Below are 13158 nucleotides of genomic sequence, written 5' to 3' on the forward strand. Positions count from 1 at the left end.
TCCACGGCGGCCTCCCCGGCCTCGATGTCACTCATCACGTCAGTCATCAACTGTCGCTTCCAGCTCGGGAGTTACACCGTTGACCGTACAGACCCGAGCTGGTTGCCGCCCTGGACTGCGATCGGCTGGGAGTCGCCCGTACGCGGAAGAAGTCGTTCGTACAGCGCAGGTGTAGTTCGGGGTGGAGGGCGTGTTCGACCTGGAGCGGGTGGCGACGTTCGTGGCCGGCTATCAGTCGGTGATGTCTTTGGAGTCGGCCCATCTGGCAGACACCGCGCGCCGCCTGTGGTGGAAGCGGATGACGGACTTCTGGCAGCTGGAGTTCCACTACGACCGGAACGACGACTCCTGCGATGAGCTGTACATCGCCGACGAGGCGCTTCTGCACTGGTGGACGGAGCGGCTCGACGTGGTGGAGCGGACGTTCGCCGGTTCTGCCCAGGTCCCCAACTCCCCATGAGAAGCGGGGAAGCGCGGCATCCACGATGTACCCATCAGTTGCCGGGCCGGACCGAGCCTGCCGATGCGGTGGTCCGGTGCAGCGTGTCCGCAAGGAGCAGCGCGTCGTCGGCATCCAGGTAGTCGAAGCGGATGCGGTTGCCGCCGTGCCGACCCAGACAGTGCCCGCAGGTGGGCACCGACTCGACAAGCAGCACATCGCCGGTCGCGGTAACCACGCGCTGCAGCTCCCGGGCGAACCGCTCGTGGTCGTGCCAGTCCCCGAGGTCCAGGTCGCACAAGACCGACTCGTTACCGCCGAGACTGCGGCAGAGGAGCGTGGCCGCGCCCGTATCGAACATGCCGATGTCGATGAGGGCCCGGCTCCCCATGGTCTGGATGTCCAGATGCCGCTCGACGCCGATGCGGGCAAGAGCGCGATGCAGCTGCAATGCCGCGTTCTGCACCTCGGTGAGACCAGTCTCCAACAGTCGCCCGAGGGCTCGGACTTCCTGTCCCGAAGGCAGGGTGAGAAGCAGCTCGTGGCCGGGGCAAGGCAGCGGCTCTTCGAGGCGTGCCACCTCGACGGTGATGCCTTCGGCGAGCAAGTGGGCCCGCACGTCTCCGTGCGTCCAGGGGTGAGCGGCCGAGGGTGTCAACCGCAGGCGGCAGCCACCCACCGCGGGGCCTTCCTCCAACTCGAAGCCGATACCGGCGTACTCCAGGACAAGCTTCAGCGCGCGAGCCGTGGCCACCGCGGCCGTCAGCGAGTTTGTCATCGAATAGTCCTCGTCAGGTAGGTCGAACACCTGCTTGTGGTTCACAGGGTCTTGGCTTGCTTATGTGGTGGTCAGTGGCTCGGGGACTTCCTGCGCGGGCGGAAGACGGTGTCCGCAGCTCGGTGGCGCAGTCGCCCAGGCAGTCGGTCGGCGCACTCAGAGATCTTTGATGCCGACGAGTACGCGACCGATCAAGTTCGGGTCGGCCCGTGCATCTTTGGACGCCGGGAGGCCATCCGTTGCGGGCTGGCCCGGGGACGACGCCGAAGCGTCGTGGTCCTCGTTCGGATCTGTGGCATCGAGCGCGATCTCGGCCCACACCACTTTCCCCGGCGCGCTACGAGCCGGGTAGTACCCCCAGGCCCTGCTCATCACCGCCACGATGAAGATTCCGCGCCCGCCAGTCGCGTCGACGCCGACCTCCTTCAGAACGGGCGGCCTCACATCGCGGTCCCACACCGACAACCTGACGGCGCCGGACACAGCCTCGAGTAACAGCTCGAAGGTCTGCACGCTGCTCTGCGACGAGAACGGAAGCGTCGACGCCTCGCCTTCCTCCGAGTGCCGCACAGCGTTGGTGGCCAGCTCCGACACCAGGAGTTGCGCCGTCTCGACAGTGTCGGAAGACACTCCCCAGCCCGAAAGAACATCGGCAGTGTGCAGCCGCGCCAGAGCCACGGCGTTGGGCGTATCCGCCAACGCGAGCCGGCATCTCCGGGGCTGTTCGTGGGGCATGGCAGACCTCCCGAGTTGAGCAAATGGGAATGACGAGCGACTACACGATCACCCATCGTGATGAGAAGAGGGATCGCCGCTTGGGTCGTTCGGATAGCGTGTGAACGACTCGTGCCCATAGTGAAATCGATGGGGCAGCCCACCGGGAGGCCCTGCGTGGGGCCCCACTTGATGGCCCCACGCGCCCCGTTGGGACTGGTCCGGCCCCATTGGCGTCGGTCCTCGCTCGGCAATGCACCGCAACGAGGGAGGAGGAGATATGGGGCAGCGGCCGAATGAACTGACGCCCGATGCTGGCCCGTGGCACTGCTGGGGTTACGAGCTACGTCAGTTCCGCGAGGCCCGCGGACTCGCTCAGCAGGTCCTCGCTCGGAAGGCGTTGATCGACCGCTCCCATATCGGACGCTTCGAGCGTGCCGAACGTCCCGTTCCACGCTCCGCTGCCGTGCGCCTCGACAAAGCCCTCGATGCCGCCGGCGCGCTGGTGCGGGGTTGGGACAGGGCCGAATTCGAAGCCCAGAGGAACGGGTCCGCTCCGGTGTCCAGAGCTGAGGCACCAGTTCATGGGGCCAAGGCAAGGGGTCATGGGGCCATCCATCCGGAGCCCCTGGCTCTGAGTCCCTTCGAGCAGGCAGGCTTAGGTGAGGGCGACACGGACCTGGTCGTCGTACCGGCTCGTATCAACGGAAGGATTCACTTCGTGCCCGTGCCCCGCCGCGTTGTTCTTGCCTCCGGGCTTGCCGGTCTGGCCTCAACGGCTCTTCCCATAAGAGCAGCAGCCGCCGACGAGCTCGCCGACATGGGGTCTCCCCTGGAGCACTTCTCCCAGCTCCGCCGAGTCATGATCCAGACGGACAACCTGATCGGCCCTCGACATCTGCTGCCCGCGTTGCAACAGCATCTCGTCTCTCTCGCCTCACGACGCCGAGCCGCTCGTGGCACTGACACCATAAAGCTTCTCGCTCTTGAGACGCGGTACGAGGAACTGGCGGGCTGGTTCGCCCAGGACATCGGTGACGACCGTGCCGCCCACGGCTATACCGCCAAGGCACTCGACGCCTCCCACATCACCGGTGACACCGCTCTCACCTCCTACATCCTCGGGCGCAAGGCCCAGCTCGCGGTCGATACCGGGTACGCAGCCGACGCCCTCGGACTCGCTGCCGCCGCCCGACGCACTGCTCCTGCCGGAAGCCGTCTCGAAGTCATCGCCGTTGTGCACGAAGCTCATGCGCATGCCGCGCTCGGCGAACGCGGCGAAGCACACAGGGCCTACGACACCGCACTCACGCTTCTCGGTCGTGCGGACAACGATTCCGTCTGGGGCTCCTGGCTCGATACGGCGTACATCGATACGGCACGAGCCCGCTCCCTTGCCGCCTTGGGCGACTACGAACAAGCGGCAGTCGGCTTCGACAACGCCATCGCGGGGCTCCCGGCGGCCTATCGACGTGATCGGGGGGTCTACCTCGCTCGCGCTGCCCGCGCACATGCGGGTACGGGCAACGTAACCCTGGCCGCTCGAATCGGCGTACAGGCTGTGGGGATCGCCGCCGAGACCGGTTCCGCACGCATCTTCAGCCAGCTCGACCGACTCGACGCGGCTTTGGCCCCCGCAGCCGATGAAGACGACGTGGCCGCGTTCCGAGCCGCGCTCGACCGCATCGTCCTGCAACCTGCCTGACCCATCGGCGCAACCATCCTGGAGAGACACCCATGGCACGCCCGTACGTCCTGCTGTCAGCGGCAGTATCGATCGACGGCTACCTCGACACCCGCCCGGGCGAGGACCGGCTCATGCTGTCCAACAAAGCGGACTTCGACCGGGTCGACTCCGTACGCGCCGGTGTCGACGCCATCCTCGTCGGCGCCGGGACGTTGCGCGCCGACAACCCGCGCCTGCTGGTCAACTCGGCACAGCGCAGGGCGGCCCGGCTGGCTTCCGGCCAGTCGGGATACCCGCTAAAGGCCACCGTCACCGCAACGGGAGACCTCGACCCGGACTGGAAGTTCTGGCATCACGGCGGGGACAAGCTCGTCCTGGCCGCAGGCGACGCGGCCACCAGCAAGGCCCGCGCCGATCTCGGCGACCTGGCGACGGTCCACACCGTCCCCACCGAGGCCGTGTGGCCGGCCGCTCTCGACGTCCTGGGCGATGTGTATGGCATCAAGCGGCTCATGGTGGAAGGCGGCGGCAGCGTCCACACTCAGCTCCTGGCGGCGGGACTGGCCGACGAATTGCAGCTCGTGGTTGCCCCGCTGCTCGTCGGCCAGCCGGACGCGGTACGCATGCTCGGCCCGGCCGACTACCCCGGCGGCCCCGCCGCGCGCCTACGACTGCTGGAGACGCGCCAGATCGACGACGTGGTACTCCTGAGGTACGCCCCCAAGGACACCTCGACGGAGCCACGATGAGCACAACGCCCCCCTCACCCGACGCCCCGGGCACAGGCCGCGAGCCGAACGCCGCCGACGGCAGATGGCTCGCCCGCGCCTGCCACTTGGCCGCCCTGTGCCCGCCCTCGGAAACCGCGTTCAGCGTGGGCGCGGTAATCGTCGCCGCCGACGGAACCGAACTCTCCCACGGCTACTCCCGGCAAACCGACCCACACGACCACGCCGAAGAGGCCGCCTTGGCCAAACTGCCGCCCCAGGACCCCCGCCTCACAACCGCCACGATCTACAGCTCCCTGGAACCCTGCGCAAAACGAGCATCCCGCCCTCGCCCCTGCGCCCAGCTCATCGAGGAATCCGGCTTGCATCGCGTGGTCACGGCCTGGACCGAACCGGACACCTTCGTCGCCGAAGCAAACGGAACCGAGACACTCGAAGCGGCCAACGTAAACGTCGTGACGATGCCCGAGTACGCAAGCGCCGCACAGTCCACCAACCGGCACCTGCTTTGAGCGCCGATCGTGACAGCGCGCCTGCTGCGCGTCGGCTGTAAATCCCCTCCTCCCAACTGCTGCTGTGCGCGTGGTCGGAACCAGCCCGTCCGAAGCCGCCGATCTATTCATCGAACCGAGTGAGCGAGCGTGAGGCATCCCCGAGTGGCTTGTCGGACGAGCAATGGAACTCGGCACTTCGAGGCTCACGCCGAGTGGGCCGGTTGACGCGACAACCGCTCTCCTAAAGCCGGTGTCGCAGAGCACCTACGGGGGTCGGTAGGTGCTCCTCGGGAGGCTGGCCGCAAGCCCTCCGACGTCAGGCCTCCGCGTACGGCCTGGTTGCCGTCGGTGCGTGGGACGGGTCCGTCGCGATGTCCTCGAACTCGGTGACGGACGCGATGTCCGTACCGCTCATCGCGATGTTCGTCACGCGTTCCAGGATCGCCTCGACGACCACCGGCACCCGGAACTCCGCGGCCAGCTTCTTGGCCTCCTCGAAGGCCGGCAGCAGCTGGTCCGGCTCGGTGACCCGGATGGCCTTGCAGCCCAGGCCCTCGACGACCTTGACGTGGTCGACGCCGTACACGCCGAGCTCCGGCGAGTTGAGGTTCTCGAACTCCAGGTTGACCTGGAAGTCGATGTCGAAGTTGCGCTGCGCCTGGCGGATCAGCCCCAGATAGGAGTTGTTCACCAGGACGTGGACGTACGGGATACGGTGCTGTGCGCCGACGGCCAGCTCCTCCAGCATGAACTGGAAGTCGTAGTCGCCGGAGAGCGCCACGACGGAGCCGTCCGGGTCGGCGGTGGCGACGCCCAGCGCGGCCGGGACGGTCCAGCCGAGCGGGCCCGCCTGGCCGCAGTTGATCCAGTGGCGTGGCCGGTAGACGTGCAGCATCTGCGCGCCGGCGATCTGCGAGAGGCCGATCGTGGTGACGTACCGGGTCTCCGGGCCGAAGGCGCGGTTCATCTCCTCGTAGACGCGCTGAGGCTTCAGCGGGACGTTGTCGAAGTGTGTGCGGCGCTGGAGGGTCGCCCTGCGCTCCTGGGTGGAGGCGGCCCACCGCGAGCGGTCCTTGAGCCTCCCGGCCGCCTTCAGCTCGCGCGCTACTTCGACGAACAGCTCCAGCGCCGCCTTCGCGTCGGAGGCGATGCCGAGGTCGGGGGCGAAGATCTTGCCGAGCTGGGTGGGCTCGATGTCGACGTGGACGAACTTCCGGCCCTCGGTGTAGACGTCCAGCCTGCCGGTGTGGCGGTTGGCCCAGCGGTTGCCGATGCCGAGGACGAAGTCGGACTCCAGGAAGTTCGCGTTGCCGTAGCGGTGCGAGGTCTGCAGGCCGACCATGCCCGCGTTCAGCTCGTGGTCGTCGGCGATGATGCCCCAGCCCATCAGGGTCGGGACGACCGGGACGCCGGTCAGCTCGGCGAACTCGACGAGGAGCCCGGACGCGTCGGCGTTGATGATGCCGCCGCCCGCGACGAGCAGAGGGCGCTCGGACTCGTTCAGCAGCTCCAGGGCCCGCTCGATCTGCTTGCGGGTCGCGGCGGGCTTGTGCACCGGCAGCGGCTCGTACAGGTCGGGGTCGAACTCGATCTCGGTGAGCTGGACGTCGATGGGCAGGTCGATGAGGACCGGGCCGGGGCGGCCCGTGCGCATCAGGTGGAACGCCTGTTGGAAGACGCCGGGGACCTGCGCGGCCTCCAGGACGGTCGTCGCGGCCTTGGTGACGGGCGCCGCGATCGAGGCGATGTCGACCGCCTGGAAGTCCTCCTTGTGGAGCACCGCGGTCGGGGCCTGGCCGGTGATGCAGAGGATCGGGACGGAGTCGGCGATGGCGGAATAGAGGCCGGTGATCATGTCGGTGCCGGCCGGTCCCGACGTGCCGATGCAGACGCCGATGTTGCCCGGGCGCGCCCGGGTGTAGCCCTCCGCCATGTGGGAGGCGCCCTCGACGTGACGGGCCAGCGTGTGATGAACCCCGCCGGAGGCCTTGAGGGCCACGTAGAAGGGGTTGATCGCCGCGCCCGGCACACCGAACGCGTTGCTGACGCCTTCGCGCTTGAGGATCTCAACTGCCGCTCGGGCAGCGGTCATTCGAGGCATTGAGTGCTCCTGCTCGGGCCTGGTGGAGTCGGGCTCTGTCGCGCCACCTGAGAGCACCAATTCCGCATTACGGAAATTTGATTCTGCTATACGAAAGTAAATCTAAAGTGCGCTCCCGCGACCGTCAAGAGAGGCCGCAGCCGGCCACCGACGCCCTCGGCCACCGATACGCGTGGCCACCGATACACGCGTCCGCCCGCGGAGTACGCCAAGTCCCTCCCCAGGACGTCGCTCTTGGTGGACGATGGGGTCCGGAGCGGAGCCGGCCCGTCACGGCCGGTGCGCAAGGGTTGCGGTGCGCCGGGAGAGCGACCGTCGGCACAGAACGCCGGGGCGCACCCGGGGCCGGAGGGAGAACATGGTGGAGTCGGTGCCGGTACGCTGCCCGGCCTGCCGCCGCGACCACGCCTACAGTCCGCCGTCCTACCCCTGCCCGTGCGGCGCGCCGACCGCCCCGCCCCTGCTCCCCGGCGCCCGGGCCGTGCCGATCACCCACCGCACCTGGAACGACGACTGGGTGACGGTGTGCTGTCCCTCCTGCGGGCGCCGGGACCAGTGGCCGCAGCCGGAGCTGTGCTGCCCGTGCGGGACGGTGCTGCGCGTCCCGGTCCGGCCGGTGACGGCGGCCGACGACGAGCCCGGCCCGGCCGGCCCCTCGCACATCCCGCTGCCGCGCACGGCCCCGGCGCCCCGGCCCGCGTTCCGCGCCGTCGCCATCCATGGCGCGGGCGACGCCCTGGCGACCGCGGCCCGGTATCTGAGTTGGCTGGGCTACCGCGACGTGGTGCAGTCCTCGAAGCCCTCCCCCGCACGGATCGACCTGCGGGCCTCCGGGGTCGTCGCCCGGGTCGACACGGTCGCCCGCCCGACCGCCCTGCGCGATGTCGAGTGCCTCTGGCTGAACGCGCTCAGCGCGTCGGTCACCGGCATCTTCTTCTCGCTCCCGGGTTACGCGCCGGACGCCTCGGCGCGCGCCGAGGGCCTGGGCATGCCGCTCTTCGTGATGGACCCGGCGGGAACCCCGCAGCCGGTCAACAGCCCGGCCGACGAGCTGCTCAGCACCGGGGCCTGAGGCGACATACTGGCGCCATGCGCATCCGTATTGCCCGCCGCACCGACCTCCCGCTGCTCCAGGACATCGAACGTGCCGCCGGCGAACCGTTCCGCACCCTCGGCATGACCGCCATCGCGGACGACGACCCTCCGGCACTCGGGCTGCTGGACGACTACCGCCGGGCCGGCCGCGCCTGGGTGGCCGCGGACCCGGACGACCGCCCGGTCGGCTATCTGATCGCCGACCCGGTCGACGGGGCGGCCCACATCGAGCAGGTCTCCGTGCACCCGTCCGCCGCGCGGCGCGGCCTGGGCGGCACTCTCATCGACCATCTCGCCGGGTGGGCGGGCGAGCGCGGTCTGGGCGCGCTCACGCTCACGACCTTCTCCCACGTCCCCTGGAACGCGCCGTATTACGCCCGCCTCGGCTTCCGCGCCCTTGACGACGGCGAACTCACCGACGGGCTGCGGAAGATCAGGGCACAGGAGGCCGAACACGGCCTGGATCACTGGCCACGGGTCTGCATGCGGCGCGAGATCCCGCACTCCGGGCACCTCCGGCAGCTCACCGGAGCCGACCGGCAACAGTGAGTGCAATCCGTCACGTTCGAGCCAGGGGGCCACAAATGTTCGACCCACTGTCAGTGGTGGGCCTTAAAGTGGTGCGCATGGCTTTAACTCCACGGAACACACCCGACGACCGACCGCGCACGACCCGCCCGGCACCCCCGTCCGCCGCCCGGGCGAACGAGGCGATACGGGCGTTCGTGGACGCGCGCGCCGGCCAGGACTGGTCCTCCGTGGAGTCCGCCGCCTACGAGGTCCTGCTGATCGAGTGGGCGGCCGCGACCCGGGGCGGCACCGGCGACATCATCGAGGCCGCCTGACCGCGCCCGGGGCGCTCCGGCTCTACTGCCCGTAGCCCTCCCGCAGTTCGATCTTCCGGACCTTCCCGCTGACCGTCATCGGGAAGGTCTCCAGGATCCGCAGCCGCCGCGGGATCTTGTAGTGCGCCAACTGCTCGCGGCAGTAGTCCGTCACCTCGTCCAGGGTCGGCGGGTCCGCCGGGCTCCGCGGGATCACGCAGGCCAGGATCTCCTCGCCGTAGGTGTCGTCCGGTACGCCCACCACCTGCACATCCGCGATCTTCGGATGGCCGTAGAGGAATTCCTCGATCTCCCGCGGATACACGTTCTCGCCACCACGGATGATCATGTCCTTGATCCGGCCGACGATCTGTACGTAGCCGTCCTCGCGCATCACCGCGAGGTCTCCGGTGTGCATCCAGCGGCCGGCGTCGATGACCTCCGCGGTCCGCTCGGGCTGCTCCCAGTAGCCGAGCATCACGCTGTAGCCACGGGTGCACAGTTCACCGGCCGTACCGCGCTCCGTCGTCACCCCGGTCACCGGATCGACGACCTTGACCTCGATGTGCGGCATCACCCGTCCGACGGTGCCGGTGCGGCGCTCCAGGTCGTCGTCGCGGCGGGTCTGGGTGGAGACCGGCGAGGTCTCCGTCATGCCGTAGCAGATGGACACCTCGTCCATGTGCATCTCGGCGACGACCCGCTTCATCACCTCGACCGGGCAGGGGGATCCGGCCATGATGCCGGTGCGCAGCGAGGAGAGGTCGTACGAGGCGAAGTCCGGCAGGTTCAGCTCCGCGATGAACATGGTGGGGACGCCGTAGAGCGCGGTGCAGCGCTCCTGCTGCACCGCGGCGAGCACGACGGCGGCCTCGAAGGCGGGGGCCGGGATCACGATGCAGGCGCCGTGCGAGGTGATGCTCAGGTTCCCCAGGACCATGCCGAAGCAGTGGTAGAAGGGGACCGGCAGGCAGACCCGGTCCTGTTCCGTGTAGGCGACCAGCTCGCCCACGAAATAGCCGTTGTTGAGGATGTTGTGGTGGGAGAGGGTGGCGCCCTTGGGGAAGCCGGTGGTGCCGGAGGTGTACTGGATGTTGATCGGGTCGTCACAGGACAACTCCGCCTCACGGGCGGCGAGTTGCTCCATCGTCACGGACCCGGCGGTGGCCAGCAGCTCGTCCCAGGAGGGGTCGCCGATGTAGTGCACGGCGCGCAGCACGGGGCAGTCGGCGCGGACCTGGCCGACCAGGGCGCGGTAGTCGCTGGTGCGGTGCGAGAGCGAGGAGACCAGGAGCGAGATCCCGGCCTGCTTCAGCACGTACGCCAGCTCGTGCGCACGGTACGCCGGGTTGATGTTGACCATGACGGCGCCGATGCGGGCGGTGGCGTACTGGACCAGCACCCACTCCGGGCAGTTGACCGCCCAGATCCCGACCCGGTCCCCCTTGGCCACTCCGGACGCCATCAGGGCCCGGGCCAGTTCGTCGACGGCGGCGCCGAATTCGGTGTATGTCCAGCGCCGGCCGGACGCGACGTCCACGAGCGCCTCGCGGTCGCCGAACGCCTCGATGGCGCGGTCCAGATTGCGGCCTATGGTGTCGCCGAGGAGCGCGGTGGTGCCGGTGCCGTGCGCGTAGGAGAGCTCGCTCATCGCAGATCACCCTCGGCGTACTCGGTGCCGGTGCCCTTGGCGGTCCGCTCGCGGAGCTCGATGCGGCGGATCTTGCCGGAGACGGTCTTGGGCAGCTCGGCGAATTCCAGCCTGCGGATCCGCTTGTACGGGGCGAGGACCGAGCGCGAGTGCTCGAACAGCACCTTCGCGGTTTCCGGGCCGGGCTCCCAGCCCTCCGCGAGCACGACGTACGCCTTGGGCACGGAGAGGCGGACCGGGTCGGGGGCGGGGACGACCGCCGCCTCGGCGACCGCCTCGTGCTCCAGCAGGGCGCTCTCCAGCTCGAACGGCGAGATCTTGTAGTCGGAGGCCTTGAACACGTCGTCGGCGCGGCCGACGTAGGTGATGTAGCCGTCCACGTCGCGCGAGCCGATGTCACCGGTGCGGTAGTAGCCGCCCGCCATGGCCTCGGCCGTGCGGTCCGGGTCGCCGTGGTAGCCGGTCATCAGGCCCACCGGGCGGCCGGACAGATCGAGGGAGATCTCGCCCTCGGCCGCGCCGGGTTCACCGGTGACCGGGTCCAGGAGCTCGACCTTGAAGCCGGGACTGGGCCGCCCCATCGAACCGGCCTTCAGCAGCTGGCCCGGGGTGTTGGCGACCTGGACGGCGGTCTCGGTCTGGCCGAATCCGTCCCGGATGGTGACGCCCCAGGTGCGCCGCACCGTCTCGATGACCTCCGGGTTCAGCGGTTCGCCGGCCGCCACGACCTCGCGCGGCGGGGTCTTCAGCTGGGAGAGGTCGGCCTGGATCAGCATCCGCCAGACGGTGGGCGGTGCACAGAAGCTGGTGATGCCCGAGCGGTCCATCTCGGCCATCAGCCGGCCCGCGTCGAAACGGGTGTAGTTGAAGATGAAGACGGTCGCCTCGGCGCTCCAGGGCGCGAAGAGGTTCGACCAGGCGTGCTTGGCCCAGCCGGGCGAGGAGATGTTGAGGTGGACGTCCCCGGGCTTGAGGCCGATCCAGTACATCGTCGCCAAGTGGCCCACGGGGTAGGAGACATGGGTGTGCTCGACGAGCTTCGGGCTGGCGGTCGTGCCGGAGGTGAAGTAGAGCATCAGCGGCTCGTCGGCGTCGGTCTCCCGGTCCGCCTCGAAGGTCTCCGGCTGCTCGTCGGCCCCGGCGTAGGAGAGCCAGCCGGGCACCTCGGCGCCGACCGCGATCCGGGTGTAGTCACCGGGCACCTCCTCGAACTTCGCGGTGTCGGCGTCCCGGACCAGGACGTGCCGGACCCGGCCGCGCTCCACCCGGTCGCGCAGGTCGACCGGGCCCAGGAGCGGGGTGGCGGGGATGACGACGGCGCGCAGCTTCATCGCGGCGAGGGCCGTCTCCCAGAGCTCGACCTGATTGCCGAGCATGACGAGGATCCGGTCCCCGGCGCGGACTCCCTGGGCGCGCAGCCAGTTCGCGGCCCGGTTGGAGCGGGCGGACATCCGGGCGAAGGACACCTCGGTGCGGCCGCCGTCCTCCTCCACGATGTGCAGGGCGGTGCGGTCGTTGTTCTCCGCGATGGCGTCGAACCAGTCGAGTGCCCAGTTGAAGTGGTCGGTCCTGGGCCAGCTGAAGCCCTCGTAGGCCGCGTGGTAGTCCTCGCGGTGCTTCAGCAGAAAGTCCCGGGCGGCCCGGAACGTCTCCGTCGCGCTCGTTGCCGACATGTGCCCTCCTCATTGCGGACCGGACCGGTCACTTAACATCATGTAAACAGTGACCCAGGTCTCACCACCCCCGAACGGGGGTGCAGCGAGGGGGTGGCCGAGCCCCCGGAGCCGGGCAGGAGGGCGTCAGCGTGCCGGAATCCGTCGATGCGGTCGAGATGCAGGCGGCGTTGCTGCGGCTGCGCCGGAGCAGTGGGCTGCCGGTGGCCTTCGGCGGGCTGCTCGCCGATGCCCGGCATGCCCGGATCGCCGAGCTGAACGGTGCGCAGACCACGGCCCTGCGCGGGCTCGTCATCTCGGCGGGCAGCGGGCTCGGCGGCAAGGCGATCGCCCTGTCCCGGCCGTGCGCGGTGACCGACTACCACTCCTCGCGCCACATCAGCCACGAGTACGACATCGCGGTCGCGGCGGAGGGGCTGCGCTCGGTGGTGGCGGTGCCCGTGGTGGTGCGGCGCAAGGTGCGCGGTGTGCTCTACGGGGCGCTGCGCGAGCCGATCACGCTCGGGGACCGCACGTTCGACGCGGCGGTCGCCGCCGCCCGCGACGTGGAGCAGGCCCTGGTGGTGCGGGACGAGGTGCAGCAGCTGCTGTCCGTGACCCGGGAGCAGGTCACGGACCCGAGGGCGGCCCCGGAGGCGTGGGAGGACGTCCGCGAGGCCCACCGCGAGCTGCGGGCCCTGGTCCCGAAGGTCGTCGACCCGGCCCTGCGCGACGAGCTGCTCACGGTGTGCGGGCTCCTCGCCTCGGCGGCCGGGGCCCGCACCCCCGGGCCCTCCGCGGTCCAGCTGGCCCCCCGCGAGCTGGACGTGCTGGCGTGCGTGGCGGCGGGGGCGACGAACGGGGTGGCGGCGGAGCGGCTCGGGCTGCGGCCGGAGACGGTGAAGGGCTATCTGCGGTCGGCGATGCGCAAGCTGGGGGCGCACACCCGGCTGCAGGCGGTGGTGGCGGCCCGGCGCGCGGGGCTGCTGCCGTAG

General features: G+C 69.6%; 11 protein-coding genes and 1 pseudogene. 7 read left to right on the plus strand and 5 right to left on the minus strand.

What is annotated here, in order from left to right; genetic code table 11:
• The first annotated feature begins 181 nt into the window (after positions 1 to 181).
• The gene (locus ABZ622_RS16565; protein ID WP_360543653.1) at positions 182 to 460 is read left to right on the plus strand and encodes a hypothetical protein; all 279 of its coding nucleotides are present in this window, start codon (positions 182 to 184) and stop codon (positions 458 to 460) included.
• Between the two features lie 34 nt (positions 461 to 494).
• On the opposite strand, the gene ABZ622_RS16570 is transcribed toward ABZ622_RS16565, so the two are convergent.
• Positions 495 to 1262 (minus strand): hypothetical protein, encoded by a 768-nt coding sequence (locus ABZ622_RS16570; protein WP_360543655.1) that lies wholly within the window; start codon positions 1260 to 1262, stop codon positions 495 to 497.
• Positions 1263 to 1373: 111 nt separating this feature from the next.
• Positions 1374 to 1952 carry an ATP-binding protein gene (locus ABZ622_RS16575; RefSeq protein WP_360543657.1) on the minus strand — a complete coding sequence of 193 codons (579 nt, stop codon included), beginning with the start codon at positions 1950 to 1952 and terminating at the stop codon, positions 1374 to 1376.
• Between the two features lie 259 nt (positions 1953 to 2211).
• Between ABZ622_RS16575 and ABZ622_RS16580 the strand changes: the two genes are divergently transcribed.
• Together ABZ622_RS16580 and ABZ622_RS16585 are read left to right on the plus strand one after the other, a co-directional pair.
• A complete protein-coding gene (locus ABZ622_RS16580) occupies positions 2212 to 3636 on the plus strand; it encodes a helix-turn-helix transcriptional regulator (protein WP_360543659.1) in 1425 nt (474 codons plus the stop codon).
• 32 nt (positions 3637 to 3668) lie between these two features.
• A pseudogene (locus tag ABZ622_RS16585) lies at positions 3669 to 4858 on the plus strand (dihydrofolate reductase family protein).
• 298 nt (positions 4859 to 5156) lie between these two features.
• Here ABZ622_RS16585 and gcl read toward each other — a convergent pair.
• The gene (gene gcl, locus ABZ622_RS16590; protein ID WP_360543661.1) at positions 5157 to 6932 is read right to left on the minus strand and encodes a glyoxylate carboligase; all 1776 of its coding nucleotides are present in this window, start codon (positions 6930 to 6932) and stop codon (positions 5157 to 5159) included.
• A gap of 370 nt (positions 6933 to 7302) precedes the next feature.
• On the opposite strand from gcl, the gene ABZ622_RS16595 reads away from it, so the two are divergent.
• From ABZ622_RS16595 to ABZ622_RS16605, 3 genes are all read left to right on the plus strand, one after another.
• Entirely contained in the window at positions 7303 to 8013 is a 711-nt protein-coding gene (locus ABZ622_RS16595; protein ID WP_360543962.1) for a hypothetical protein, read from the plus strand.
• 17 nt (positions 8014 to 8030) lie between these two features.
• Positions 8031 to 8585, plus strand: coding sequence for a GNAT family N-acetyltransferase (locus ABZ622_RS16600; protein ID WP_360543663.1), 555 nt, complete (start codon positions 8031 to 8033; stop codon positions 8583 to 8585).
• 77 nt (positions 8586 to 8662) lie between these two features.
• Complete coding sequence (locus ABZ622_RS16605) at positions 8663 to 8881, plus strand: hypothetical protein (protein WP_124721328.1); 219 nt, start codon at positions 8663 to 8665, stop codon at positions 8879 to 8881.
• A gap of 22 nt (positions 8882 to 8903) precedes the next feature.
• Here the strand turns inward: ABZ622_RS16605 and ABZ622_RS16610 are convergent, their stop codons facing one another.
• A complete protein-coding gene (locus tag ABZ622_RS16610; RefSeq protein ID WP_360543665.1) occupies positions 8904 to 10511 on the minus strand; it encodes an AMP-binding protein in 1608 nt (535 codons plus the stop codon).
• The gene (locus tag ABZ622_RS16615) at positions 10508 to 12184 is read right to left on the minus strand and encodes an AMP-binding protein (protein ID WP_360543667.1); all 1677 of its coding nucleotides are present in this window, start codon (positions 12182 to 12184) and stop codon (positions 10508 to 10510) included. The genes ABZ622_RS16610 and ABZ622_RS16615 overlap by 4 nt, the downstream gene beginning before the upstream one ends.
• Positions 12185 to 12315: 131 nt before the next feature.
• Between ABZ622_RS16615 and ABZ622_RS16620 the strand changes: the two genes are divergently transcribed.
• Entirely contained in the window at positions 12316 to 13158 is an 843-nt protein-coding gene (locus ABZ622_RS16620) for a LuxR C-terminal-related transcriptional regulator (protein ID WP_360543669.1), read from the plus strand.

Source organism: Streptomyces sp. NPDC007164, from assembly GCF_040634135.1.
In the GTDB taxonomy this organism is placed as follows: domain Bacteria; phylum Actinomycetota; class Actinomycetes; order Streptomycetales; family Streptomycetaceae; genus Streptomyces; species Streptomyces sanglieri.